Origin of the sequence: Nocardioides zhouii (assembly GCF_004137345.1) — a bacterium.
Classification (GTDB): domain Bacteria; phylum Actinomycetota; class Actinomycetes; order Propionibacteriales; family Nocardioidaceae; genus Nocardioides; species Nocardioides zhouii.
This window is the reverse complement of the sequence record NZ_SDWV01000018.1, coordinates 67172-91634: the sequence shown is the minus strand read 5'-3', so window position 1 is coordinate 91634 and position 24463 is coordinate 67172. Positions and strand designations below refer to the sequence as shown.

23 protein-coding genes and 1 tRNA gene are annotated in these 24463 nt (G+C 72.3%); 17 read left to right on the top strand and 7 right to left on the bottom strand.

The features are described 5' to 3' along the window. The first annotated feature begins 11 nt into the window (after nt 1-11). On the top strand, nt 12-932 hold the full coding sequence (gene xerD, locus EUA94_RS16405; protein ID WP_242494925.1) for a site-specific tyrosine recombinase XerD: 921 nt from the start codon (nt 12-14) through the stop codon (nt 930-932). Next, nucleotides 929-4063, top strand: a complete 3135-nt coding sequence (locus EUA94_RS16400; protein ID WP_129427964.1) for an ATP-binding protein — start codon at nt 929-931, stop codon at nt 4061-4063. The genes xerD and EUA94_RS16400 overlap by 4 nt, the downstream gene beginning before the upstream one ends. Here EUA94_RS16400 and EUA94_RS16395 read toward each other — a convergent pair. The 3 genes from EUA94_RS16395 to EUA94_RS16385 all read right to left on the bottom strand — a co-directional run bounded on the left by EUA94_RS16395 (nt 4050) and on the right by EUA94_RS16385 (nt 6634). After that, the gene (locus tag EUA94_RS16395; protein WP_129427963.1) at nt 4050-4865 is read right to left on the bottom strand and encodes an ABC transporter permease; all 816 of its coding nucleotides are present in this window, start codon (nt 4863-4865) and stop codon (nt 4050-4052) included. The two genes, EUA94_RS16400 and EUA94_RS16395, sit on opposite strands and share 14 nt — an antisense overlap. Further along, nucleotides 4862-5890: an ATP-binding cassette domain-containing protein gene (locus EUA94_RS16390; protein WP_129427962.1), complete on the bottom strand. Its 1029-nt coding sequence runs from the start codon at nt 5888-5890 to the stop codon at nt 4862-4864. Before EUA94_RS16390 ends, EUA94_RS16395 begins: the two co-directional genes overlap by 4 nt. A 69-nt stretch (nt 5891-5959) precedes the next feature. Next, nucleotides 5960-6634, bottom strand: coding sequence for a cyclase family protein (locus EUA94_RS16385; RefSeq protein ID WP_129427961.1), 675 nt, complete (start codon nt 6632-6634; stop codon nt 5960-5962). A gap of 68 nt (nt 6635-6702) precedes the next feature. Between EUA94_RS16385 and EUA94_RS16380 the strand changes: the two genes are divergently transcribed. From EUA94_RS16380 to der, 13 genes are all read left to right on the top strand, one after another. Next, nucleotides 6703-9324 (top strand): DEAD/DEAH box helicase, encoded by a 2622-nt coding sequence (locus tag EUA94_RS16380; protein WP_129427960.1) that lies wholly within the window; start codon nt 6703-6705, stop codon nt 9322-9324. Nucleotides 9325-9772: 448 nt separating this feature from the next. After that, on the top strand, nt 9773-10609 hold the full coding sequence (locus EUA94_RS16375; RefSeq protein WP_242494929.1) for a ParA family protein: 837 nt from the start codon (nt 9773-9775) through the stop codon (nt 10607-10609). A 2-nt stretch (nt 10610-10611) separates the two neighbouring features. Beyond that, complete coding sequence (locus EUA94_RS16370; protein ID WP_129427987.1) at nt 10612-10950, top strand: hypothetical protein; 339 nt, start codon at nt 10612-10614, stop codon at nt 10948-10950. Further along, the gene (locus EUA94_RS16365; protein ID WP_129427958.1) at nt 10947-11810 is read left to right on the top strand and encodes a segregation and condensation protein A; all 864 of its coding nucleotides are present in this window, start codon (nt 10947-10949) and stop codon (nt 11808-11810) included. The genes EUA94_RS16370 and EUA94_RS16365 overlap by 4 nt, the downstream gene beginning before the upstream one ends. Continuing rightward, the gene (scpB, locus tag EUA94_RS16360; RefSeq protein WP_242494924.1) at nt 11807-12550 is read left to right on the top strand and encodes an SMC-Scp complex subunit ScpB; all 744 of its coding nucleotides are present in this window, start codon (nt 11807-11809) and stop codon (nt 12548-12550) included. The genes EUA94_RS16365 and scpB overlap by 4 nt, the downstream gene beginning before the upstream one ends. Continuing rightward, nucleotides 12547-13350 carry a pseudouridine synthase gene (locus tag EUA94_RS16355; protein WP_129427957.1) on the top strand — a complete coding sequence of 268 codons (804 nt, stop codon included), beginning with the start codon at nt 12547-12549 and terminating at the stop codon, nt 13348-13350. Before scpB ends, EUA94_RS16355 begins: the two co-directional genes overlap by 4 nt. A gap of 20 nt (nt 13351-13370) precedes the next feature. Beyond that, nucleotides 13371-14186, top strand: a complete 816-nt coding sequence (locus EUA94_RS16350) for a helix-turn-helix domain-containing protein (RefSeq protein ID WP_129427956.1) — start codon at nt 13371-13373, stop codon at nt 14184-14186. A gap of 42 nt (nt 14187-14228) precedes the next feature. Then, nucleotides 14229-14621: a VOC family protein gene (locus EUA94_RS16345; RefSeq protein ID WP_129427955.1), complete on the top strand. Its 393-nt coding sequence runs from the start codon at nt 14229-14231 to the stop codon at nt 14619-14621. 68 nt (nt 14622-14689) lie between these two features. Then, a complete protein-coding gene (gene aroH, locus EUA94_RS16340) occupies nt 14690-15067 on the top strand; it encodes a chorismate mutase (RefSeq protein ID WP_129427954.1) in 378 nt (125 codons plus the stop codon). Beyond that, nucleotides 15060-16157 carry a prephenate dehydrogenase gene (locus EUA94_RS16335; protein WP_129427953.1) on the top strand — a complete coding sequence of 366 codons (1098 nt, stop codon included), beginning with the start codon at nt 15060-15062 and terminating at the stop codon, nt 16155-16157. Before aroH ends, EUA94_RS16335 begins: the two co-directional genes overlap by 8 nt. Before the next feature lie 11 nt (nt 16158-16168). Continuing rightward, nucleotides 16169-16855 (top strand): (d)CMP kinase, encoded by a 687-nt coding sequence (gene cmk / locus EUA94_RS16330; RefSeq protein WP_129427952.1) that lies wholly within the window; start codon nt 16169-16171, stop codon nt 16853-16855. Further along, a complete protein-coding gene (locus EUA94_RS16325; RefSeq protein ID WP_129427951.1) occupies nt 16852-17598 on the top strand; it encodes a lysophospholipid acyltransferase family protein in 747 nt (248 codons plus the stop codon). The genes cmk and EUA94_RS16325 overlap by 4 nt, the downstream gene beginning before the upstream one ends. Before the next feature lie 5 nt (nt 17599-17603). Further along, entirely contained in the window at nt 17604-18971 is a 1368-nt protein-coding gene (gene der / locus EUA94_RS16320; RefSeq protein WP_129427950.1) for a ribosome biogenesis GTPase Der, read from the top strand. Between the two features lie 3 nt (nt 18972-18974). Here der and EUA94_RS16315 read toward each other — a convergent pair whose 3' ends face one another. Next, nucleotides 18975-19649 (bottom strand): M23 family metallopeptidase, encoded by a 675-nt coding sequence (locus EUA94_RS16315; RefSeq protein ID WP_165356936.1) that lies wholly within the window; start codon nt 19647-19649, stop codon nt 18975-18977. A gap of 212 nt (nt 19650-19861) precedes the next feature. Between EUA94_RS16315 and EUA94_RS16310 the strand changes: the two genes are divergently transcribed. After that, nucleotides 19862-19935: transfer RNA gene (locus tag EUA94_RS16310), tRNA-Pro, on the top strand. A gap of 196 nt (nt 19936-20131) precedes the next feature. On the opposite strand, the gene EUA94_RS16305 is transcribed toward EUA94_RS16310, so the two are convergent. Beyond that, nucleotides 20132-21061 carry a threonine/serine dehydratase gene (locus EUA94_RS16305; protein ID WP_129427948.1) on the bottom strand — a complete coding sequence of 310 codons (930 nt, stop codon included), beginning with the start codon at nt 21059-21061 and terminating at the stop codon, nt 20132-20134. 63 nt (nt 21062-21124) lie between these two features. Between EUA94_RS16305 and EUA94_RS16300 the strand changes: the two genes are divergently transcribed. Continuing rightward, on the top strand, nt 21125-21628 hold the full coding sequence (locus EUA94_RS16300; protein WP_129427947.1) for a hypothetical protein: 504 nt from the start codon (nt 21125-21127) through the stop codon (nt 21626-21628). A gap of 10 nt (nt 21629-21638) precedes the next feature. On the opposite strand, the gene EUA94_RS16295 is transcribed toward EUA94_RS16300, so the two are convergent. Beyond that, nucleotides 21639-22724 carry an SLC13 family permease gene (locus tag EUA94_RS16295; RefSeq protein ID WP_207210583.1) on the bottom strand — a complete coding sequence of 362 codons (1086 nt, stop codon included), beginning with the start codon at nt 22722-22724 and terminating at the stop codon, nt 21639-21641. 5 nt (nt 22725-22729) lie between these two features. Next, complete coding sequence (locus EUA94_RS16290; protein ID WP_129427945.1) at nt 22730-24250, bottom strand: sulfatase family protein; 1521 nt, start codon at nt 24248-24250, stop codon at nt 22730-22732. Nucleotides 24251-24463: the final 213 nt, after the last annotated feature.

Here is a 24463-nt window from a genome sequence, read left to right as displayed (position 1 = left end):
TGACTGGCGGGGTGACGCTGGGCCGCGCCGTACGCACGTATCTCGACCACCTCACGGTCGAGCGCGGCCTGGCGGTCAACACGCTCAGCTCCTACCGGCGTGACCTGGGGCGCTACGACGAGTTCCTCGCGACCCAGGGCATCGACGACCTGGACGCGGTCACCGAGCAGACGGTGGCCGCGTTCCTGGTCAGCCTCCGGGAGGGGAGCGAGGGCCACCCGCCCCTGAGCGCCACCTCGGCCGCCCGGACGGTGGTCGCCGTACGCGGCTTCCACAAGTTCGCCGTCTCCGATGGGCTCGCCGTCGCCGACCCGGCCGCGGCGGTGAAGCCACCCACGCCTGCCAAGCGGCTGCCGAAGGCGCTCCCGCTGTCCGACGTCGAGGCGATCCTCGAGGCGGCCGGCGCCCCCGATACGCTCCTGGCGCTGCGCGACCGGGCGCTGCTCGAGCTGCTCTACGGGACAGGTGCCCGCATCTCGGAGGCGGTCGGCCTCGACGTCGACGACCTCGACGCGGTCGACGGCACGGTGCTCCTGCGCGGCAAGGGCGGCAAGGAGCGGCTGGTGCCGGTGGGTGGCTATGCGCGTGAGGCGGTCGCCGCCTACGTCGCCCGCGCCCGTCCGGAGCTGGTCGGCACCGGACGCGGGGGGCCGGCCATGTTCGTGAACTCGCGCGGCGGCCGGCTCTCGCGCCAGAGCGCCTGGGCGGTGCTGGTGAAGGCGGCGGAGCGGGCCGGGGTGACGGCGTCCGTGTCACCCCACACCCTGCGCCACTCGTTCGCGACGCACCTGCTCGACGGTGGTGCCGACGTACGCGTCGTGCAGGAGCTGCTCGGTCACGCGTCGGTGACCACGACGCAGGTCTACACGCTCGTCACGGTCGACAACCTGCGTGAGGTCTTCGCCACGGCCCACCCTCGGGCACGAGAATGACGATCCGCCTGCGGTTGCTCGGGCCGCCCACCTGGGACGGCGCGCCCCTGGTCGGCGCCCGCCCGCAGGCGCTGCTCGCCGCGCTCGTCCTGGAACCACGGGGCCTGGCCGTCGCCCAGCTCGTTGAGCAGGTCTGGGACGACGAGCCGCCGGCGACGCCGGGCAAGGCCCTGCAGGTGCTGGTCTCCCGGCTCCGTGCCGCGACCTCGGCGCGGGTGGTCGACCTGACGGAGAGCGGCTACCGCCTCGGGCTGGAGCCCGAGGAGGTCGACGTGCTGGCGCTCGGCCTGCAGGTCGCCGAGGCGCGTGAGGCGCTCCGGTCGGGCGACGCGGTGCGGGCGGCAGAGGTGGCCGAGCGCGCCCGCTCGTGGCCCGAGCCCGCGCAGGACGACACGACGGGCCCTCTCGCCCGGCTCCGCGCGCTCGCCGCGCGTACGCTCCTGCCGGCCGACGACGTGCTGGGCCGGGCACTGGCGCGCCAGGGCCGCCACGGCGACGCCCTGCCCTTCCTCGAGGCGGCTGCCGAGCGCTGGGTCGACGACTCCGGCGTGCTGGTCGACCTGCTGCGCACCATGGCGGCGATCGGCGGACCCGCCGTCGCGCTGGGCCGCTACGAGACCTACCGCGAGGACCTGGCCGACCGCCTCGGGGTCGACCCCGCGCCTGAGCTCCAGCACCTGCACCGCGAGCTGCTGGCGGCCGACGACCCGGTGCGTACGGGGCTGCGCTACGACGGCGCCGGACTGCTGGGGCGCGAGGCGGACCTGAACCGGCTCCGCGCAGCCCTCGCGTCGTCGCGCCTGGTGACCGTGCTCGGTCCGGGAGGGATCGGCAAGACCAGCGTGGCCCAGGCGCTCGCCCGCGAGTCGGCGCTGCCGAACGTACGCGTGGTCGAGCTGGTGGGCGTGGGCGCAGGGGACGACGTCGTGGCGGCTGTCGGTGCGGGTCTCGGCGTGCGTGGCTCGGTGACGACGAGGCCGGTGCTCACGCCCGCGCAGCAGGCCGACGTACGCGGTCGCATCGCGCAGGAGCTCGACGCCGGGCCGACCCTCCTTGTCCTCGACAACTGCGAGCACGTCCTCGAGCCGGTCGCCGCCCTGGTGGCGTTCCTGCTCGCGACCACCCGCGACCTCCAGGTCCTCGCCACCAGCCGGGCGCCTCTGCGGCTCGCGGCCGAGCGCGCGATGCCGCTCAGCCAGCTCTCCGCGACCGATGCGGAGCTGCTGTTCGTCCGCCGCGCCTCGGCCACCCGTCCGGACGCGGTGCTCGACCCGGCAGCCGTGCGCGAGGTCGTCGCCCGGCTCGACGGCCTGCCACTGGCTGTCGAGCTGGCGGCCGCCCGCGTGCGCTCGATGACCGTGAGTGAGGTCGCGGCCGCGCTGGACGACCGGTTCGCGGCGCTCCGCAGCCGCGACCGCAGCACCCCCGAGCGCCACCGCACCCTCGAGGCGGTGATCGCGTGGTCGTGGGACCTGCTGGCAACCGACGAGCAGCGTGCCCTCGCCTGGCTGTCGGTGTTCCAGGACGGGTTCGACCGGTCCACCGCGACCGCCGTCCTCGGACCCGGTGGGCCCGACCTGGTCGACGCGCTCGTCGAGCAGTCCCTGCTGGTGATGGGCGAGGACAGAGGGAGCTCCCGGTTCCGGGCGCTGGAGACGATCCGGGAGTACGCCGCGTCACGGCTGGCCGCGGCGGGCGAGCACGACGAGGCCATCGCAGCCCAGCGGCGCTGGGCGGTCGACCTTGCGGACCGGTCCGCCGACCTCGTCATCGCCGACGACCAGGTCGAGCTGGTGGACGTCCTGGTGCGGGAGCAGAACAACCTCACCGACGTGCTGCGCCACGGCCTCACCGTCGGCGATCGCGAGGTGGTCGCGCGGCTGGTCGCCCTGCTCGCCAGTCTCTGGACGATCACGGGCGACCAGCCCCGCGTCTTCGCGATCTGCGACCCGTCGACCGAGCTGCTGAGCGGCTGGGAGGTGCCCGACGGGCTGTTCGACCAGGCCGACGAGGCGGCCGGTGTGCTGATGATCCACCTCAGCTGGATGCCGGGCGTCGACCTGGGCGGCCTGCGCGACCTGCTCCTGCAGGGAGACCAGCCGGTCGGCACGTGGGGCCTCATCGCGCACACGGTCCACGTCACCACCGAGCCGCCCGACACTGCGACCCGCCTCGCCGAGGTCGCCGCCCGGCAGTCGCGGCCGGCGCAGGCCGGGGCACTGCTGATGTGGGCCTCGATCGTCGCGGAGAACGTCGGCGACGTCGAGGCCGCACGGGCCCGCGCGGAGGAGGCACTGGCACTCGGGCACCTGCCGCCGTACATCACGGCGTCGCTCCACGCCGAGCTCAGCCAGCTGGCGATGGCCGTGGGGGAGCACCGCCGGGCCGCCCAGCACGCCGAGATCGCCTGGCCGCTCCTCGAACGGGTGCACTCGGTGACCGACGCCTACAGCTTGCGGATGGCCACGGCGATCTCGCCGTTGCTCGACGGCGACCTCGATCGTGCCGAGGCGATGCTCGCCGAGTTCGGCGAGCCCGACGGGGAGACGGCCCAGATGGGCGCCCGGCTGACCTGGCAGACCGCGCAGGCCGAGCTCGCACTCGCGCGTGGCGACCACGCGGGCGCGATCCGGCGCTACGACGCGATCGTCGAGATGGTGGCCGAGGCCGACCCCGAGGCCGGGATCAACCCGTGGCTGATGCTGTCGGCCTCGGCGGCGCTGGTGGCGCGGGCGCGGCACACCACGCATGCTGCGGACCCACGGGCCGAGGAGCTGCGCGACACCCTCGTGGGGACGGGGAACGGGTTGCCCGCGGGGTCGCTGTGGTTCGCCGACCTGCCCCTCAACGGAGTCATGCTGGTCGCGTTGTCGGCCTGGATCCTGCGGTTCGGCCCGCCGGAGCGGCACGAGGACGGCGTACGCCTCCTGGCGATCGCGCACCGGTGGGCCTACAACCGCAGCATCCCGGTGATGTCGTGGGAGTCGATGGTCGAGCTGGCGGAGGCCGTGCTGCCGGGGCGGATCGGCACGCTCGTCGAGGAGCTCGCCGACCGCCCCGGGCCGGACCTGCAGCCGGGCGCCGCAGAGATCGTGGACCGCCTGCGGCGCGCCTGGCTCACATCTTCTTGAAGCGACGCACCGACAGCGGGGCGAAGATCCCCACCACGACGGCGCAGCCCAGGAGCGCCCAGCCCACCGCGCTGGTCACCTGGCCGTCGTTGGCGAGGTCGCGCAGGGCCGTGATGACCAGCGACACCGGGTTCACCTCGGCGAACGCCTCGAGGGGGCGCGGCATCGTGTCGGTCGGGACGAACGCGTTGGACAGGAAGGTCAGCGGGAACATCACGAGCAGCGAGATGCCCTGCACGCCCTGGGCGTTGCGCCCGACCAGGCCGAAGAACGTGAAGATCCAGGCCAACGACCAGCCGGCGATGACGGCGAGCAGGACGGCCCCCGCGACGCCGGCGAACCCGCCGCCGGGGCGGTAGCCGATGGCGATGCCGACGGTGAACGTCAGGACCGCGGCGATGAAGTAGCGCAGCATGTCGGCGACCATCGGGCCGGCCAGTGGGGCGATGCGGGCGATCGGGAGCACCTTGAACCGGTCGAAGACGCCCGAGTCGAGGTCGGTCCGGAGCTGGACGCCGGTGGCGACGCACGCCGTGAGGACCGTCTGCCCGATCAGGCCGGGGATGATGAGCGGCAGGTAGCTGCCCACGTCGCCGGAGATCGCACCACCGAAGATGTAGGCGAACATCGCGGTGAAGATGAGCGGCTGGATGGTGACGTCGAACATCACCTCCAGGCTGCGGCGCATCTTGACCGTCGCCCGCCACGCGAGGGTCATCGTCTGGGAGAACGTGTCGGCCAGGCTGACGCGCGTGGGGAGGTCGTACGTCTCCGGCGCGCCGCGCTCGAGGGTGGTGGTCATCGCGATGCCTCCATCTGGTGGGTCGGGGTGGTCGGGTCGGCGGCGTCGCCGGCGTCCTCGGTGCCGGCGTCCTCGCCGGTGTCGTGGCCGGTGAGCGCGAGGAACACCTCGTCCAGCGAGGGCTTCTGCACGGTCACCGACTCGATGGCGACGCCGCGGTCACGCAGCGCGACGAGCAGGTCGACCGACTGGTCGGTGCGCTGGAGGGCGACGGTGACCCGCCGCGTCTCGGGAGTGATTGCGGGGGCCTCGCCGAGGAGCTGCTCGGTGAGGTCGGCGGTGGCCGCGAGGTCGGCCGCGTCGACGAGCTGCAGCTGGAGGGTCGAGCGCCCGACCGACGACTTGAGCTCGTCGGCGGTGCCCTCGGCCACCTTGCGGCCGTGGTCGATCACCGCGATGCGGTCGGCGAGCTGGTCGGCCTCGTCGAGGTACTGGGTGGTCAGCAGGACGGTGCTGCCCTCGGTGACCAGCTCGCGGATGGTGTCCCACATCTGGCCGCGGGTGCGCGGGTCGAGCCCGGTCGTCGGCTCGTCGAGGAAGATGAGCGGGGGACGGGTGATCAGGCTCGCAGCCAGGTCGAGGCGCCGGCGCATGCCGCCGGAGAACGCCGAGATCGGCTTGCTGGCCGCCTCGGTGAGGTCGAACTGCTCGAGCAGGTGCGCCCCGCGCTGGCGCGCCTCGGTGCGCCCGAGGCCCTGGAGGCGGGCGAAGAGCCAGAGGTTCTCGGTGGCGGTCAGGTTCTCGTCGACCGACGCGAACTGCCCGGTGACGCCGATCAGCTGGCGTACGAGGTGGGGCTCGGCGCTGACGTCGTGGCCGAAGATCTGCCCGGTCCCGCCGTCGATCGGGAGAAGGGTGGCGAGCATCTTGAGCATGGTGGTCTTGCCGGCGCCGTTGGGGCCCAGGACGCCGAAGACCTCGCCGCGCTGGACCTCGAGGTCGATCCCGTCGACGGCCCGGTGGTCCCCGAACTGCTTGACGAGCCCGGTCGCCCGGACGGCGGGCTGCTGGTTGGGTGAGTTCATGTGACGAGCGTGCGCCCTGCCGGTTTCACCGCGGTTGCATCGCACGTACGTCGGCGCAACCGCCGACGGTCACACGGTGACGAACGCCCGGACGGGGAAGGTGCCGAAGCCTTCGATCGCCGGGGGAGCGGCGGTGAAGCAGGCCCCGGTCGGCGGGACCTCGGCCAGGTTGGTCAGGTGCTCGACGACATGGATGCCGGACGCGAGCAGGAGGCTGTGCACCGGCCGCTCGCCGCCGCTCTCGGTGTCGTCGATGTTGACCGAGTCGATCCCCACCAGGGCCGCTCCCGCGGCGACCAGGTGCTCGGCAGCTTCGCGGGTGAGGTGCGGCGCGCCACGGCCGTACGCCTCGGTCCCGAAGCGGCTGCTCCAGCCGGTGTCGACGAGGACGGCTGCGCCGGCGAGGTCCCGCCCCTCCAGCGCAGCGGCGTCGATCCCGCGCCGGTCGGCGGTCCAGGCGTCCTGGAGGTGGAACACCTCCGTGCGCAGACCCACGAGGGTGGCCAGGTCGAGGCCGGCGAGGTCGGGGCCGTCGGCGTAGCGGTGGTAGGGGGAGTCCAGGTAGGTGCCGGTGTTGCCGATCATCGTGATGATTCCCATCGTGAACTCGGTGCCCTCGGCGTAGTGCGCGCGGGACTCCTCGTGCGTCAGGTGGGCCGTGATCGTCGGCGCGGGGAGTCCCGGGTACGTCGTCAACCCGGCGCGGATGGGGTGGCTGAGGTCGATGACCCGCGGGCTCGTCATCCGCGCATCCTCGCAGCGCCGCGACCGCCACCCGCGGGTGTCCCACGGCCGGGTGGAAGGATCGACCCATGCCCGAGACCCCGCTGCGCCTCGACACCCGGGTCCCGACCGGCACCGACCCCGACGCGGTGTACGACGCCTTCACCGGCTGGGTCGCCGACCAGGGTCTCGAGCTCTACCCGCACCAGGACGAGGCGGTCATCGAGCTGCTCGGTGGCAACCACGTCATCCTGGCCACCCCGACGGGCTCCGGGAAGTCGCTGGTGGCGATCGGCGCGCACGCGGCCGCGCTGGCCCAGGACAAGGTGAGCTTCTACACCGCACCGATCAAGGCGCTGGTGAGCGAGAAGTTCTTCGCCCTCATCGAGGTCTTCGGCGCGGACAACGTCGGGATGCTCACCGGCGACGCGGCGGTGAACCCCGACGCCCCGATCATCTGCTGCACTGCCGAGGTGCTGGCCAACATCGCGCTCCGCGAGGGTCGCTCGGCCGACGTCGGTCTGGTCGTGATGGACGAGTTCCACTTCTACTCCGAGCACGACCGCGGCTGGGCGTGGCAGGTACCGCTCCTCGAGCTGCTCGACGCGCAGTTCCTGCTGATGTCGGCGACGCTGGGCGACGTCTCCTTCTTCGTCGAGGACCTCAAGCTCCGCACCGGGCGGGACACCGTGGTCGTTGACGATGCCGAGCGACCCGTCCCGCTGAGCTTCCGCTGGTCGATGGAGCCGCTGGACGACACGCTCGAGGAGCTGGTGACCACCGGCCAGGACCCCGTGTATGTCGTCCACTTCACGCAGGCCGCCGCGGTCGAGCACGCCACCAACCTGCTGAAGTCCCGGATCGGCTCGTCGGGTGGCGGGCCGAAGGTCGACAAGGACGCGATCGCCGAGAAGATCGGCGCCTTCCGCTTCGGCGCCGGCTTCGGCAAGACGCTGTCGCGGCTGGTCCGCAGCGGCATCGGCGTCCACCACGCCGGGATGCTCCCGAAGTACCGCCGGCTCGTGGAGACGCTGGCCCAGGCGGGGCTGCTCCGCGTCATCTGCGGCACCGACACCCTCGGCGTCGGCATCAACGTGCCGATCCGCACGGTGCTGTTCACGGGCCTGGCCAAGTTCGACGGGACCAAGCAGCGGGTGCTGCGGACGCGGGAGTTCCAGCAGATCGCGGGCCGCGCGGGCCGGGCGGGCTACGACACGGCCGGCTACGTCGTCGTACAGGCTCCGGACTTCGTGATCGAGAACGAGCAGGCGAAGGTGAAGATCGCCGCCCGCGTGGCCGCAGGCAAGAAGAAGTCCAAGGTGCAGCTGAAGAAGGCGCCCGAGGGCACCGTGGTGTGGACCGAGCAGACCTTCGACAAGCTCGTCGCCGGCGTGCCGGAGCGGCTCCAGAGCCGGATGAAGGTCGACAACGCGATGCTCGTCAACGTCGTCTCCCGTGAGGAGGACGCCTTCGGGGTGCTGCGTCGCCTGGTCACCGACAACCACGAGGACCGGCGCGGGCAGCTGCGGCTCGCCCGCCGCGCACTGCGCCTGTCGCGCTCGCTCGTGCGCACCGGCATCGTGACCCGGCTGCCCGAGCTCGACGAGCACGGTCGGCGGTTCGTGATGACGGTCGACCTGCCCGACAACTTCGCCCTCAACCAGCCGCTCGCGCACTTCGCGCTCGCCGCCTTCGACGTGCTCGACCCCGAGTCGGAGACGTACGCCCTCGACGTCGTCTCGATCGTCGAGGCCGTCCTCGAGGCGCCGCGCCAGATCCTGATGGCACAGCAGCACGCCGCGCGCGGTGACGCGATCGGCGAGATGAAGGCCGACGGCCTGGAGTACGACGAGCGGATGGCGCTGATGGAGGAGATCACCTGGCCGCAGCCGCTGCGCGAGCTCCTCGAGGCGCTCTACGAGACCTATCGCCAGACCCACCCGTGGCTCCCCGACGACGCGTTCTCGCCGAAGTCGATCGTGCGCGAGATGTGGGAGCACGGGATGGGCTTCACCGACTTCGTCGGCCGCTACCAGCTCGCCCGCTCCGAGGGGCTGGTGCTGCGCTACCTCACCGACGCCTACCGCACGCTGCGCAACTCCGTTCCCGACGCCCACCACGCGCCCGAGGTCGAGGACGTCATCGAGTGGCTGGGAGAGACGGTGCGCCAGACCGACTCCTCGCTCCTCGATGAGTGGGAGGCGCTCTCGGACCCCGACCACGCCTCCAGCGCTGTGGCCCACCACGAGCCGCCGCCCCCGCCGCGACCGCTGTCCCGGCAGGAGCGGCCCTTCCGGGTCATGCTGCGCAACGCGATGTGGGCCCGGGTCGACGCCGTCTCCCGCGACAATCTCGAGGTGCTCGTACGCCTCGAGCGTGCGGCGGCCGACCGCACCGACCCGCCGCGGCAGGTCGTCATGGGTCGTTCGGTGTGGGACGCAGCCATCGAGGCCTACTACGCCGAGCACGACACCGTGCTGACCGACGGCGACGCCCGCGGACCCGACCTGCTGGTGGTGGGGGAGGAACGCTCCGGCGAGCCCGTCGGCGCCGAGGAGGGCACGACCTCCCGGCTGCGCGACGTACGCCAGACGCTCCACGACCCCGAGGACCACCACGACTGGGTGATCGAGGCCGTCGTCGACTGCGACGCCACCGACGAGGCGGGCGAGCTGGTGCTCGCGACGACGGCGATGCGGCGCCTGGGCTGACCCCGCCGGACCGGCTCGGTAGTGCACAGACTTCTGCACAGGCGGACCCGACCCTGTGCAGGGGACCGGGGGGCTGTGCACAGATCCAGACGTCTGCCTGTGGGTCCAGCAGTCGGTGTTGGTGAGGGTGTCCGCGCGGTCCTAGAGTCCGCGCGGGGCCGGTCGGCGAACTGTCGACGTGTCGACAAAGATTGACGGTCTCGACGTGTTCCAATCGGAGCTCAGGCAGACGCGAGAAGGAGCGGACATGAGTGGTGCAGGGTTCAGTGGGTCCGGGTTCGGTAGCAGCGCCTCCGAGATGCCGCCGATGTACCGACCTCGCAACGCGCCCGCACCGTCGACCTTCCCCCGAGACGAGCCATCCGTGACCCAGCCGCTGCCCTTCGAACGCAGCACCGTCGAAGAGCCCATCGTGACCGCGACCGGCGCCACGGCGCTCGACGCCCCCATGGGCCCGACCGGCCGGCCGATGCCGCACTTCCCGGAGCCGACCCCGCTGACCCGGCACGGAAACGCGCGCGTGATCTCGATGTGCAACCAGAAGGGCGGCGTCGGCAAGACCACGTCGACGATCAACCTCGGTGCCTCGCTTGCCGAGCTCGGTCGCAAGGTGCTGCTCGTCGACTTCGACCCGCAGGGCTCGCTGTCGGTCGGCCTGGGGCTCAACCCCCACGAGATGGACATGACCATCTACAACCTGCTGATGGACCGCGAGACGACGCTCGGCGACGTCATCGTCGGGTCCGGGGTCGAGGGCATGGACCTGCTGCCCTCCAACATCGACCTGTCAGCAGCCGAGGTGCAGCTGGTGCACGAGGTGGCCCGCGAGCAGACACTCCAGCGGGTGCTCGCCCCGGCGCTCGAGCACTACGACATCATCCTCATCGACTGCCAGCCCTCGCTCGGCCTGCTGACCGTCAACGCCCTGACCGCCTCCCACAGCGTGATCGTGCCGCTCGAGTGCGAGTACTTCGCGCTCCGCGGCGTGGCCCTGCTCAAGACCACGATCGACAAGGTCCGCGAGCGGCTCAACCCCAAGCTCGAGATCGACGGCGTGCTCGGCACGATGTTCGACGGCCGCACGCTCCACAGCCGCGAGGTCATGGAGCGTCTCGTCTCGGCCTGGGGCGACACCGTCTTCCACACGGTCATCCGCCGCACGGTGAAGTTCTCCGACGCGACCGTCGCCGGCGAGCCCATCACGTCGTACGCCTCGTCCTCCACGGGTGCCGACGCCTACCGCCAGCTGGCGAAGGAGGTGCTCACCCGGTGGCCCGCCGAGTGAGCATGCCGGCCGCGGACGACCTGTTCCGGCCGACAGTCGACGCCGACCAGGTCGCTCCGGAGCAGCGGCCGCGGCGGGTCCGCGCGGTCGCCGACGACGCCGAGACCGTCGACGCCGGCCTGAAGCGGCCGAGCGGCCGGGTGCGCCACGACGAGAAGATGACGGTGTACGTCACCTCCGACGAGCTGCTCGACATCGAGCACGCCCGGCTGACCCTGCGTCGCCACGGCCTTGCTGTTGACCGCGGCCGGCTCGTCCGCGAGGCGCTCGCGCTCGTGCTCGCCGACCTGGAGGCCACCGGCGCCGACAGCCCCCTGGTGCAGCGGCTGCTCGACGAGTGAGTGCCACGACCGACCTCGCGACCGGCGCGCTCGAGCCGGGCAGCGAGGCGCCGGCGTTCGCCGTACGCCTGGACAACTTCGAGGGTCCCTTCGACCTCCTGCTCGGCCTGATCGCCAAGCACAAGCTCGACATCACCGAGGTCGCGCTCTCGCAGGTGACCGACGAGTTCATCGCCCACGTGAAGGCCATCGGCGGTGCCTGGGACCTCGAGGTGACCACGTCGTTCCTCGTCGTGGCGGCCACCCTCCTCGACCTCAAGGCCGCGCGGCTGCTGCCGCAGGGCGACGTCGAGGACGAGGAGGACCTCGCGCTGCTGGAGGCGCGCGACCTGCTCTTCGCCCGGCTCATGCAGTACCGCGCCTTCAAGCAGGTCGCGTCGGTCCTGCAGGAGCGACTCGCCGCGGAGTCGCTCAGCCACCCGCGCGCCGTCGGGATGGAGGAGCGCTACGCGACGCTGCTGCCGGAGGTGCTGATCGGGATCGGCCTCGAGCAGTTCGCCCAGCTCGCCTCCCGGGCGATGGAGCCCAAGCCCGTGCTCGAGGTCTCCCTCCAGCACATCCACGCGGCGAAGGTCAGCGTCCGTGAGCAGGGCCAGCTCGTCGCCGACCGGCTGCGTCGCAGCGGCACGATGACGTTCCGCGCCCTCTGTGGCGACTCGCCCGACCGGCTCACCACGGTCGCCCGCTTCCTGTCGCTCCTCGAGCTCTTCCGCGAGGGTGCGGTCTCCTTCGACCAGGTGACCCCGCTGGGCGAGCTGACCGTGCGCTGGACCGGGGCCGTGGACGGCGACGTCGAGATCACCGACGAATTCGACGGCGCGGCACAGGCCGACGATGATGCACCCGTGGAGGACGAGTGAACGACCAGCCCGAGACCGACGTCGACACCCTCGCGGTGGCCGTCGCCGAGCTGCGCCCGGCGCTCGAGGCGATCCTGATGGTCTCCGACGAGGCCCTCGACAAGGTGCGGCTCGCGTCCGTCGTCGGCCACCCGGTGGACGACGTCGAGCAGGCGCTCCAGGCCCTCGCAGCCGAGTACGCCGAGCAGGGCCGCGGCTTCGACCTGAGGTCGGTCGCCGGTGGCTGGCGCTTCTACTCGCGCCCGGAGTACGCCGGCGTCGTCGAGTCGTTCGTCCTCGACGGCCAGCAGGCCCGCCTGACGCAGGCAGCGCTGGAGACCCTGTCGGTCGTGGCCTACAAGCAGCCCGTCTCCCGGGCCCGCGTGTCGGCCATCCGCGGGGTCAACGTCGACGGCGTGATGCGCACCCTCCTCACCCGGGGCCTGGTCGAGGAGGCCGGCCACGACGAGCAGAGCGGCGCCAACCTCTACCGCACGACCTCGTACTTCCTCGAGCGCATCGGCGTCACGTCGATCGACGAGCTCCCCGAGCTCGCGCCCTACCTCCCCGACATGGACGACCTCGAGGACGAGCTCGCCAGCGTCGCCGGGCTCGACGCGCCCGAGGCTGCCCCAGCGGAGGCACCGGCCCCGGTCGAGGCGCACCCCGACTCCACGGCCGACGCTGCACCCGAGGGCCACCACCCGTCACCCCACAGCGGTGCGGGCACGGAGCCTCACGGCGGGACCGACACCGCATGAGGCCGCACGACCAGCCCGACAACCCGCAGCCCGCCTCCCAGCGTCCCGAGGTCGACGAGGACGGACTGATCCGGCTCCAGAAGCTGCTCGCGCAGTCCGGGGTCGCGAGTCGCCGCAAGTGCGAGGAGCTGATGCTCGACGGCCTCGTCGAGGTGGATGGCGAGATCATCACGCGGCTCGGCACCAAGGTCGACCCGCGCACGGCGGTCGTACGCGTCGAGGGCAAGCGGCTGCCGCCGATCAGCGACAAGGTCTACCTCGTCCTCAACAAGCCCCGCGGCGTGGTGTCGACGATGAGCGACCCCGAGGGTCGGCGCACCTTGGGTGACCTCGTCGCCGACCGTCCCGAGCGTCTCTTCCATGTGGGCCGGCTCGACACGGACACCGAGGGCCTGATCATCCTCACCAACGACGGCGACTTCGCCCAGCACCTCGCCCACCCGTCGTACGAGGTCGACAAGACCTACATCGCCGAGGTCGACGGCGAGATGCACGTGCGCACTGTCCGGCAGCTGCTGGCCGGCGTCACCCTCGACGACGGCCCGGTGACCGTGTCCCAGGCACGGGTGCTCGGCGGCGACCCGCGTCGCGAGGGCAGCAACCGTTCGATCGTCGAGCTCACCATCCACGAGGGCCGCAACCGCATCGTGCGTCGGCTGCTCGAGCACGTCGGTCACCCGGTGCGCCGGCTCACGCGTACGCAGATCGGGCCGGTGACGCTCTCCCGCCTCCGGGCCGGCGACATGCGTGAGCTGACCATGGCCGAGCTCGGCGAGCTGATGGACAGCGCGCAGCTCTGACCCCGGCGTACGGTGGCGCCATGGCCACCGTGCACCCCGCGCTGACGCCGTACGTGCGCTCGACGGTGGTGTACGACGTCGACTTTGCGGCGCCGGGCGTGCACATCGGGATGCCGTCGACCGGGTTGACCATGGTGCTGCCGCTCGAGGAGCCCCTGGCCGTGTCGTGGGACGACGCCCCCGGCACGCGCACCACGACGTGGACGTCGGTGTCCGGCCTGCACACGCGGGCCGCAGCCGTGCACCACGGCCACCACCAGCGAGGGATCCAGCTCGAGGTGACGGCCGCGGGCGCCCGCGCCCTGTGGGGCGTCCCGGCCAGTGCGCTGGCGGGCCACCTCCTCGAGCTGTCGGACCTCGACCGCGCCTTCGTCGACCTGCCCGAGCGACTTGCCGGCCAGCGCACCTGGCCGGCGCGCCTGCAGGTGCTGGAGGAGGCCATGCTGCTCGCGCTGCGCCGGCACTCCCAGCCGGGCCCGCGCCCGGAGGTCGCCCGGGCGATGGCGTTGCTGACCCGTGGTGCGCGGGTCGCCGACGCGGCCCACGAGGTGGGCTACAGCCGCCGCCGGCTCTCGGTGCTGGTCCACGACGAGGTCGGGGTCACCCCGAAGACCTACCAGCGGTTGGCGCGGTTCTCCTCGGCGCACCGCCGGATGCGCGACGCCGTGCTGGCCGGGCAGGTGTCGGTCGCCGCGGTCGCCGCCGAGTCCGGGTACGCCGACCAGGCCCACCTCGCCCGGGAGTGGTCGGGCTTCGCCGGGTGCAGCCCCACGGAGTGGGTGCGGCGGGAGTTCCCCAACGTTCAAGCCACCGGGACGGCTGCCGCGGCAGGGTGAGACCGAGGCCGGATCCACCGGCCCGACGACGAAGGAGGACCCGTGGCAGACGTCTCCGGCACCACCCTGTGGCACACGTTCTCGGTGCGTGACGCCGACGCGATGATGGCGTGGCTCCGTGCGATCGGCTTCACCGAGCACCAGACCTACCGCGACGAGGACGATCCGTCGGTGGTGGTCCATGCGGAGTGGGCCTGGCCCGGTGGCGGCGGGATCATGTTCGGGTCGGACCGGGCGGACAGCGCGATCGCCGGCACGGGTCCGGCAGCTGCGTACCTCGTCACCCCGGAACCGGACGCGGCCTTCGAGTCGGCCGTGGCTGCCGGCGCCACCGTCGTCCGCCCCATGGTCGACCACGACTACGGCGGTCGCGGCGGCAGCGTCACGGACCCGGAGGGCAACCACTGGTCCTTCGGCAGCTACCAGCCGGCCTGACGCCCCGACTCGCCTCGGCAGTCGAGACGCCCCGAGGTGCCGGGGGAGCGCTGGCCTAGGGTTCTCCCGTGGCAGTGAGGGCAGTCCGTGGGGCGACGCAGCTGGAGCAGGACACCCGCGAGCACATGCTCGACCGGGTGGCCGAGCTCGTCACCGACGTGATGGCGGCCAACGACCTGGTCGTCGACGACTTCATCTCGATCATCTTCACCGCGACCAGCGACCTCGTGAGCGAGTTCCCGGCGTACGCCGCCCGACAGCTCGGCTTCTCCGACGTCCCGCTGGTGTGTGCGCGCGAGCTGGAGATCGAGGGCTCGATGCCGCGCGTCGTGCGACTGATGGCGCACATCGAGACCGACCTGCCGCGCGCGTCCGTCACCCACGTCTACCTGCACGGCGCGGCCAACCTGCGCCGCGACCTGAGCCGGACCACGAGCCATGACTGAGGACGCACTCCCGCCCCTCACCGGCCCGGTCGAGGTCGTCGGGGCGGGTCTCATCGGCACGTCGATCGCGCTCGTGTGCCGCCGCCTCGGGCTTGATGTCGTGCTGCGGGACACCTCGGCCAAGCACATCCGCACCGCCACCGGTCTCGGCGCCGGACGCGCCGCGACGGCGGCCGACCGGCCGCAGCTGGTCGTGGTGGCCGTCCCGCCGGCGGAGATCGCGGGCGCGGTCGTCGACGCGCTGTCCCGGACGGACGCGGTCGTCACGGACGTCGGCAGCGTCAAGGCCGCACCCCTTGCCGCGGTGGCCGACCGGGTGCGGGCGAGCGACCTGGCGCGCTACGTCGGCTCCCACCCGATGGCCGGCAGCGAGCGCTCCGGCCCGCTGGCCGCCAGCGCGGCCCTCTTCGACGGGCGCCCGTGGGCGGTGACGCCCCACGCAGGGGCGGACCCGCGCGCGGTGGGCCTGGTCGAGTCGCTCGTCCTCGAGTGCGGAGCGGCCCCGCTGCTGATGGACCCCGCGGAGCACGACCGTGCCGTCGCGCGGATCTCGCACCTGCCCCACCTCGCCGCCGTCCTCGTCGCCGGCCGGCTCGCGGCGGCACCGGCGGAGCACCTCGCCCTCTCCGGGCAGGGCGTCCGCGACGTGACCCGCGTGGCCGCCAGCGACCCGGCGCTGTGGCAGCAGATCCTCGAGTCCAACGCGGACGCCGTCCTCGACCTGCTGGGAGAGGTGCGCGCCGACCTCGACGCCCTGATGTCCGCGGTCGCCGCCGGGTCCGGACCCGGCGCCGGCACCGACCTCGTCGACATCCTGGCCCGCGGCAACGCCGGCACCGCGGCGATCCCCGGCAAGCACGGCGGCCCGGCGCGACCGACCCGCTCGGTCTTCGTCTCGGTGCCCGACCACCCGGGCGAGCTGGCGCGCCTCTTCGGCGACGCCGGCGAGATCGGCGTCAACATCGAGGACGTCCACATCGACCACGACCCGGGCCGCCCGGTCGGGCTCACCGAGCTCGTCGTCGAGAAGGGCCGCGCCGAGCACCTGCTGGCCGCTCTCGAATCCCGCGGCTGGACGACCCACCGGTAACCTTCTCGCCCGTGAGCAGCGTCGAGAACCCCCCGGACCAGCCGTCCCTCGTCGTCGCGGTCGACGGCACCTCCGGCTCGGGGAAGTCGAGCACCTCGCGCGGCGTGGCCGACCGGCTGGGCCTGCGCTACCTCGACACCGGAGCGATGTTCCGGGCGATCACGTGGTGGCTGCTGCGTGAGGGCATCGACGTACGCGACGTGGCGGCGGTCGCGGCCGCTGCGGACCGTCCGCGCCTCGCGTCCGGCACCGACCCGCTGGAACCCACCATCACGATCGACGGCGTCGACGTGTCCGTGGAGATCCGGGGCGAGGAGGTCACTGCCGCCGTGAGCCCGGTGAGCGCCGTGCCCGAGGTGCGCGCGCGCCTGCTCGACCTGCAGCGCGAGGTGATCGGCGCCGGCGGCATCGTGGTCGAGGGCCGTGACATCGGCTCCGTGGTGTGGCCGCAGGCCGAGGTGAAGGTCTACCTGAGCGCCGACCCCGACGCCCGGGCGATCCGCCGTACGGCCGAGCAGGGCGGCACCGACGTGGCCACCACCCAGCAGTCCCTGCTCGAGCGCGACCGGATCGACTCCGGCCGGGCCACCGCGCCGTTGACGATGGCCGACGGCGCCGTCCACGTGGACAGCACGCACCTCACCCTCGACGAGGTCATCGAGACCATCGTGGCCCTGGCCGCGCAGGCCCGCCCGTGACGGGGACCGACCTCCCGCTCAGCAGCGCCGAGCACCCCAGGACCCGCCTGCTGGGCGTGATGCGCCCGATCGCCGCGCGGGTGATGCGGCTGCGGTGGCCGGTCACCGTCCACCGTGCCGAGCTGGTGCCGGCCGAGGGTGGCGTGATCCTCGCCGCGAACCACATCGGCCTCGTCGACGGCCCGATGCTGGCGACGTACGCACCGCGCCCGGTGCACGCCCTGACCAAGCAGGAGATGTTCGACGGCTTCGTCGGCGCCTTCCTGCGCGGCACGGGACAGATTCCGCTCGACCGCCGCGCCGCCGACCCTGCAGCGATCCGCACGGGCCTGCGCGTCGTGCGCGACGGGGGAGTGCTCGGCATCTTCCCCGAGGGCACCCGCGGCAACGGCGACCTGTGGCGCTTCCACCACGGTGCGGCCTACCTCGCGCTGGTGACGGGTGCCCCGGTCGTGCCGGTCACCTTCTTCGGCACGCGGGTGGGCGACGGTTCGAAGGCGCTGCCGGCCAGCGGCGGCGACATCGACATCGTCTTTGGCCGACCGTGGCGGACGACACAGCAGCCGTGGCCCCGCACCCGGGAACACGTGGCCGCCACCTCGGTGTTGTTACGGGGGCACATGCTCTCCGAGCTGGACAGCGCCCTCGCACAGACGCGCCGATCCTTGCCCGAGCCCCTCCGTGCGGGACAATCCGATGACGACCCCGACACCGGGCTCGTCGAGCCCTCCACAGAACTGTAGAAGTCATGAGTGAGTACGACGCCCTCAGCGTCGAGCCAGGTCCAGACGAGCCGACCGGTCCGACCCCTGTCCTGGCTGTCGTGGGCCGGCCCAACGTGGGCAAGTCCACCCTGGTCAACCGCATCATCGGCCGCCGCGAGGCCGTGGTCGAGGACCGTCCCGGCGTCACGCGCGACCGGGTCTACTACGACGCCAACTGGAACGGTCGCGCCTTCACCGTGGTCGACACGGGTGGCTGGGACCCCGACGCGCGCGGCATGGCCGAGGCCATCCGCGCCCAGGCAGAGGTGGCCGTCACGCTCGCCGACGCCGTGCTGTTCGTGGTCGATGCGATGGTCGGCATCACCGACGCCGACGAGGCCGTCGTACGCATCCTGCGGGCGTCGGGCAAGCCCGTCGTCCTGGCGGCCAACAAGGTCGACGACCAGCGCACCGAGGCCGAGGCGTACGGCCTGTGGAACCTCGGCCTGGGCGAGCCGTTCTGCGTCTCCGCGCTCCACGGCCGCGGCTCGGGCGACATGCTCGACGCCATCCTGGCCGCGCTGCCCGAGACCCCCGCGCAGTCCTTCGAGGAGGTCGGAGGTCCGCGCCGCATCGCCATCGTCGGCAAGCCCAACGTCGGCAAGTCCTCGCTGCTCAACATGCTCGCCCAGGAGGACCGGGTCGTCGTCGACAACGCCGCCGGCACCACGGTGGACCCGGTCGACGAGCTGATCACGCTGGGCGACCGCACCTGGCGCTTCATCGACACCGCCGGCATCCGCAGGCGGGTCAACCAGGCGTCCGGCCACGAGTACTACGCCTCGCTCCGCACCTCGACCGCGATCGACCGGGCCGAGGTGGCCGTGCTGGTGCTCGACGCCAGCGAGACGGTCTCCGAGCAGGACATGCGCATCATCCAGACGATCCGCGACGCGGGCCGGGCGATGGTCATCGCGTTCAACAAGTGGGACCTCGTCGACGAGGAACGTCGCTACTACCTCGAGCGCGAGATCGAGCGGGACCTCGTCCAGCTGAAGTGGGCGCCGCGGATCAACTTCACCGCCCGCACCGGCTGGCACGTGGACCGGCTCGTGCCGGCCATCGACAAGGCGCTCGAGGGCTGGGAGACGCGCATCGGCACCGGCGCGCTCAACACCTTCCTCGGCCGCCTCGTGGCCGAGCACCCGCACCCGGTGCGCAGCGGCAAGCAGGCCAAGATCCTGTTCGCGACGCAGCCGTCGGTGGCGCCGCCGACGTTCGTGCTGTTCACGAGCGGCAAGCTCGACGCGTCGTACGAGCGCTTCATCGAGCGCCGGCTGCGCGAGGAGTTCGGCTTCGTCGGCACGCCGATCGTGATCACCCAGAAGCCGCGCGAGAAGCGCAAGCGCTGAGTCTCAGGGCGTGAGGCCGGTGGCGCGCAGCCAGTCCATCGGGTCGATGGGGCTGCCGCCGCCGGGCCGGACCTCGAGGTGCAGGTGCGGGCCGGTGGAGTTGCCGGTCGAGCCGACCGTCCCGATCGGGTCGGCCACGTCGACGACCTGGCCGGAGTAGACCGAGACGTCCGTCTGGTGGCAGTACCAGACTTCGGTGCCGTCGCCGAGCGTGACGATCGTGCGCAGTCCGTACGCGCCGGAGTACGCCACCTCGGTGACCGTGCCGGCCGCCACCGCGACGATCTGGTCGCCGAGGTAGGTGCCGAAGTCCTGCCCGCCGTGCTCGGCCTCCCACAGCGGGCCGGTGAGCCCGAAGCCGGCGGAGACCCGGTACGACGCCAGTGGCAGCACCGCGGTCACCGCGCCCGGGTCGCCCGTGTAGCCGTACTGCGCCAGCACGGCCTTGCGACCCACGAGCGCGCGGTCGCGCGCGTCGGCCTGGCGGTAGAGCTGCACGAGGCTCTGCTGGCGCTCGCGCACCTGGAGGGCGAGGTCGAGCGCGTCGGCCTGGCGGGCGCTCTCGCGGACGACGGTCTCGGGCGCGACGGCGTCGGCGCGCGGAGCGGCCAGGTTCAGCCCGATGGCGGCAGCGACGACTGCGACCGCCAGGCCGGCACGACGAGGTACGGATGACACTGAACAGAACCCCCCACAGGTTGATGCTTCAATCCTGTGGGGCATCGGCAGGCGCTGTGGGCGTTTTGAGCCAAATGGCTCACAAGGGCTAGTGCGTACGGCCGATCGGCATGAGGGCACGCACCGATGCGAGCGGGCGGGCCGATTCCGTTGCCCCGACAGGGCTGCGGTAGTGTTCCCCTCGCTCCGCAGGCCTCGCGCCGGGGAGCATTCGGGCTGTGGCGCAGCTTGGTAGCGCACTTGACTGGGGGTCAAGGGGTCGCAGGTTCAAATCCTGTCAGCCCGACCGAATCGAGCAGGGGCCGTTCCCTCGGGAGCGGCCCCTGTTGCGTTCCCCCGAAGATCCCACGTGGCGTGGAGGCCGGACCAGACCTGACCGGTCCCGCCGACCAACGGACCGAACGGCCGGCGCACGCCGCTCGCCGAGCGTGACGGGTGGGCGGCCGGGCGCGTTGGGTCCGTCGGTCGGCGTAGGGGCAGGGTCAGTCGCCCAGGGTCGTGGGGTCGGTGTTGGCTCCGCAGACCACGACAGCGACCCGCTCGCCGTCAGCGGGCTCGTAGGCACCGCTGAGCAGGGCGGCGTACGCCGTCGCAGCGCCGTGCTCGGAGGCGATGCGGTACTCGCGCCACAGATGCGCCCGGGCAGCGACGATGTCCTCCTCACCCACGAGGACCGAGATCGGGCTCTCGGCCTCCTGCGCGGCGAAGGCGAGATCGCCGACCCGGCGCGCGCCGAGGGAGTCGGCCGCCACTCCGGACACCTCGACGGCGACTGGGTGGCCGGCGGCGATCGCGCTGTGAAGCGTCGGGATCCGTTCCGGCTCGACCGCGACAACGCGCGCCCGCCCTCGTACGGCTGCTGCGACGCCGGCGTACAGCCCGCCGCCGCCCACAGCGACCACGATCGTGTCGATCGCGGGCTCGTCGTCCAGGACCTCCTCGGCCAGGGTGCCCGCACCGGCTGCGATCTCGGGCTGGTCGTAGGCGTGGGCGAAGGCCGCACCCTCCGTCCGGGCGAATGCGTGGGCGGCCTCGAGAGCCTCGGCGTACTCCGATCCGGCCCGCCGCACGTCCGCGCCGTAGGCGGTGATCCGCTGGACCTTGACCTCAGGAGCCGCCTCCGGAACGAACACCGTCGCGCGGATGCCGAGCTCGCGGGCCACGAATGCGTGGGCGAGGCCTGCGTTGCCGCCGGATGCGACGACGATGCCGGCGTCCCCGAGCTCACCGTGCTCGATGGCGGTGAGCTGGCGGTTGAAGGCGCCCCGCGTCTTGAACACGCCACAGTGCTGGAGGTGCTCGCACTTGAGCCAGATCCGGTCTCGGCCAGCAGGCCCCAACAGGGGAGTGCGACGTACTCGTCCCGCGATGCGGTCCTGGGCAGCGAGCACGTCGTCACGGGTGAGCGTCATGGCGCCAGTATCCCGACGCCGCCGGCGTGCCTAGGATCGCGGCACGGTGACGAGGGGGCATTCATGGGCAAGCGGCAGGCAGGCATCACGGCGGGTGAGCTGATCGCCGAGCTGGAAGCCGATCCTGAGCACCAGGCTCGTCGGCGAGAACGTGAGGCCGCTGCGGACGAGGAGCACGCCGTCCTGCGAGAGGTCGAGAAGCCCGTCGTCGCGGACCTCGCCGCCATCGGCGTCGAGGTGGATTCGCCGTGGAACCTCTACCGCGACCCGGACGCGCGCGCCCGGGCGGTTCCGGTGCTGCTCGATCACCTCGACCGCGACTACCCGGACATGCTCTCCCACGTGCTGAGCCACGTGGCCGTGCGCGAGCACTACGACGACCTGCTGTCCTTCCTGTCCGACGAGTCGCTCGGCAGCACGCGGATCTCGTTCATCCGTCCGGTCAACCGCATCGGCAACCGCATCGAGCAGGGCAAGGGCCGTCAGGTGATCGAAGGGTTGGTGGATCACCCACAGCTGTCGGCCGAGGCGCGCGCCGTCCTGGCCGGCCGGTCGCGCAACTCCTGATCCGCGACAGTCAGCGGATCGTCAGTGTCGCTGCCGTCACGCAGACGACAGCGCAGACCGCGCCCCAGCCGGCGAGCCTGAGCAGCGGCACCTGCAGCCCGGCCGAGCGGCAGCGTTGCAGCCAGAGGAGCGTGGCGAGCGAGGCCCACGGCGTGACCAGTGCCCCGGCGTTGACGCCGACCAGCGTCGCGACGAGGCGGCGTACGTCGTCCGACGCGGCGGGCTCCACGACGAGGTAGGCCGGGAGGTTGTTGACGAGGTTGGCCGCGACCGCGGAGGCACCGGAGAGGTGGAGCAGGTCGATGGGGCGGGTGCCGGTGCCGACCGCAGGCGCCAGCCAGTCGAGGAGACCCTCGGTCTGCGCCGCCCGCAGCAACCCGGCGACCAGCAGGAACGCGCCCGCCATCAGCCACGGCGGCCGGACCTCCCGCAGGAGTCCCGGGGCCCGCCACAGGGTGGCGATGAGCAGCACGGCGGCCGCTGCGACCGACACCACGGCCGGCTCGACGCCCACGGCGAAGAGCGGACCGATCGCCACCGACACCACGCCGGCGATGACCAGCAGCACCCGGTCGTGGGGCTCGGCCGGCGGGTCGACGGCGTACGTCCCGCGCAGCGCCCGCCGCTGGAGGATCGCGATCAGCACGAGCGTGGCGACGATGGCAGTGATCGCCGGGAGCGCCGCGGTGCGCACGTAGTCGCCGTGACTCGCACCGAGGTCCTCGAACCGGTGCACCGCCAGCAGGTTGGTGAGGTTGGAGACCGGCAGCAGCAGCGACCCGGTGTTGGCGACCCAGAGCGTGGTCAGCGCGAACGGCATCGGCGCGATGCCGGTCTGGCGCGCGATGGCGAGGCCCACCGGCGTCAGCAGGACGGCGGTCGTGTCGAGGCTCATCACGATGGTGCTCACCACGGCGAGCAGCGCGAAGAGGAGCCACAGCAGCACGACGCGGTGCCGGGCGCGGCGGGCCATCGCGTGGGCCGCGACGTCGAAGACGCCCGCCAGCTGCGCGATCTCGGCGGTGACGGTGATCGCGAGGAGGAAGACCGCGACGGGGAGCACCTGCACGACGAGCGGGTGGAGGACCTCAGGCACGTGGATCAGGATGACGGGTCGGGCAGCGGCTCGGGCAGCGGCTCGGGCAGGGGGCCGAAGTCCTGGTTGCAGGTCCAGCCTGCGCATTCGACGAGCTCGGTGCGCCGCAGCTCGAGGGCGGACTGGACCGCGGCGTACGCCGGGTCGTCGATGCGGTTGACCATCTCGTCGGGGTCGAGGAGGCGGTCGTAGAGGAAGCCGTCGCTGCCGTCGGTGCCGTAGAGGTAGCGGTCCGTGCGTACGCCGCGGTGCGACCAGCCGTCGCCGAGGGTGCGACCGGTCTGGATCAGGGTGGTGTCGCGGAAGGGCTGGTCCTCGCCGCGCAGCGTCGGCGCGAGCGACGTCCCGTCGACCTGCCACTGCGGCGAGGTGCCGGTCAGCGCTGCGAAGGTGACCGGCAGGTCGACGAGCGTGACCGGCAGGTCGGAGGTGGACCCCGGCGCGATGCCCGGGCCGCGCACCAGCAGCGGGACCTGCAGCGCCTCGTCGGTCAGCACGTCCTTGCCGATGAAGCGGTGCTCGCCCATCGAGTAGCCGTTGTCGGAGGAGAAGACGATGTAGGTCTCGTCGAGCACGCCCTCCTCGTCGAGCGTTTCGATGAGCGAACCGACCGCGCGGTCGACGGCCTGGAGCGCCTGCAGCCGGGCGGTGTTCTCCGCGGCGACCTCGTCGCGGGACACGGGGGAGAGGTGGCGCAGGTACGCCGGCTGGTCGCTGACGTCGGCCTCGTCGAAGGCGGGGTCGTCGAAGGCCGACGGCCGCTCGTCGAGGAAGAGATCCTTGTCCTGCGGGGCGGCGGGCGGAAGGCCGCGCCCGCCCTCCGGCGTGATCCGGTAGTGCGGTGCCAGGTGCCAGGCGTACAGGACGAACGGGTCACCTGCCGCGGCGAAGTCGCGCACCGCACGGTTGGTGTGGTCCTCGATGACCGACGTGATGTAGCTGCCGGTGTAGCGGTGCGGCTCGCCGTCGCCGGTCATGGAGAAGTTGACGTAGTCGTAGACGCCGCGGGTCAGCGCGTCCCAACGCGACCAGCCCGCGGGCCGCTCGTCGCGGGGGCCGTAGCCGTTGAGGAACTTGCCCACGAAGCCGGTGAGGTAGCCGGCGTCGGTGAACCACGAGCTCGCCTCCTGGGTGGGGTCGAGCGCCTGGAAGCCGCCGTGGACGCCGCGGTTGTGCTGCACGCCGTTGTTCTGGGCGTACTGGCCCGTCGCGAGCTGGGCGCGCGCGGGGCAGCACAGCGGGTGCGGGGAGATGGCGTCGGTGAACTCCATCCCCTGGTCGGCCAACAGGCGGCGCGTGATCGGCATGTGGTCGAGGTCGTCGTCGCGCATGTCGTCCGTGAGGACGAAGACCAGGTTGGGGCGGTCGTCAGCGGATCCTGTGGGGTCCTGCGTCGTCTGCACCATCCGCACCGAGCCCGCCGACGTGGACGCCGCCTGCGATCCGCCATTGGCGGTGACCGTCGCGAGGGTGGCGACGAGAACGACCAGGAGAGCGGCCGTGATCGACTGGGCCCACGCTCGCATCTAGGTCTATTTCCTCGCCCCTGACCAGGAGGGTCCGGATGACGCGCCCCCGATGTGGGGCCAGACTAGGTGCCCGAGGGCCGGCTTCCCAAAGCGACACGACGAGTGGGTCGAAGGTGCCACCGACCGGTAGTCTGTGGCTTCGCCGCCGCCCAGACAAAGGAACCTCCCGCAGCGCCATGGACGGAAGTCAAAGTCCCCGCACGACCGCAC

Excerpts from the sequence above, each read along its gene's own strand:
- der (WP_129427950.1), top strand. The coding sequence starts at position 17,604 with ATGAGTGAGTACGACGCCCTCAGCGTCGAGCCAGGTCCAGACGAGCCG.
- EUA94_RS16305 (WP_129427948.1), bottom strand. The coding sequence starts at position 21,061 with ATGACGCTCACCCGTGACGACGTGCTCGCTGCCCAGGACCGCATCGCG.
- EUA94_RS16390 (WP_129427962.1), bottom strand. The coding sequence starts at position 5,890 with ATGAACTCACCCAACCAGCAGCCCGCCGTCCGGGCGACCGGGCTCGTC.
- EUA94_RS16400 (WP_129427964.1), top strand. The coding sequence starts at position 929 with ATGACGATCCGCCTGCGGTTGCTCGGGCCGCCCACCTGGGACGGCGCG.
- EUA94_RS16375 (WP_242494929.1), top strand. The coding sequence starts at position 9,773 with ATGGGCCCGACCGGCCGGCCGATGCCGCACTTCCCGGAGCCGACCCCG.
- EUA94_RS16355 (WP_129427957.1), top strand. The coding sequence starts at position 12,547 with ATGAGGCCGCACGACCAGCCCGACAACCCGCAGCCCGCCTCCCAGCGT.
- EUA94_RS16395 (WP_129427963.1), bottom strand. The coding sequence starts at position 4,865 with ATGACCACCACCCTCGAGCGCGGCGCGCCGGAGACGTACGACCTCCCC.
- EUA94_RS16350 (WP_129427956.1), top strand. The coding sequence starts at position 13,371 with ATGGCCACCGTGCACCCCGCGCTGACGCCGTACGTGCGCTCGACGGTG.
- EUA94_RS16370 (WP_129427987.1), top strand. The coding sequence starts at position 10,612 with ATGCCGGCCGCGGACGACCTGTTCCGGCCGACAGTCGACGCCGACCAG.
- EUA94_RS16380 (WP_129427960.1), top strand. The coding sequence starts at position 6,703 with ATGCCCGAGACCCCGCTGCGCCTCGACACCCGGGTCCCGACCGGCACC.
- EUA94_RS16290 (WP_129427945.1), bottom strand. The coding sequence starts at position 24,250 with ATGCGAGCGTGGGCCCAGTCGATCACGGCCGCTCTCCTGGTCGTTCTC.
- EUA94_RS16385 (WP_129427961.1), bottom strand. The coding sequence starts at position 6,634 with ATGACGAGCCCGCGGGTCATCGACCTCAGCCACCCCATCCGCGCCGGG.
- EUA94_RS16300 (WP_129427947.1), top strand. The coding sequence starts at position 21,125 with ATGGGCAAGCGGCAGGCAGGCATCACGGCGGGTGAGCTGATCGCCGAG.
- EUA94_RS16335 (WP_129427953.1), top strand. The coding sequence starts at position 15,060 with ATGACTGAGGACGCACTCCCGCCCCTCACCGGCCCGGTCGAGGTCGTC.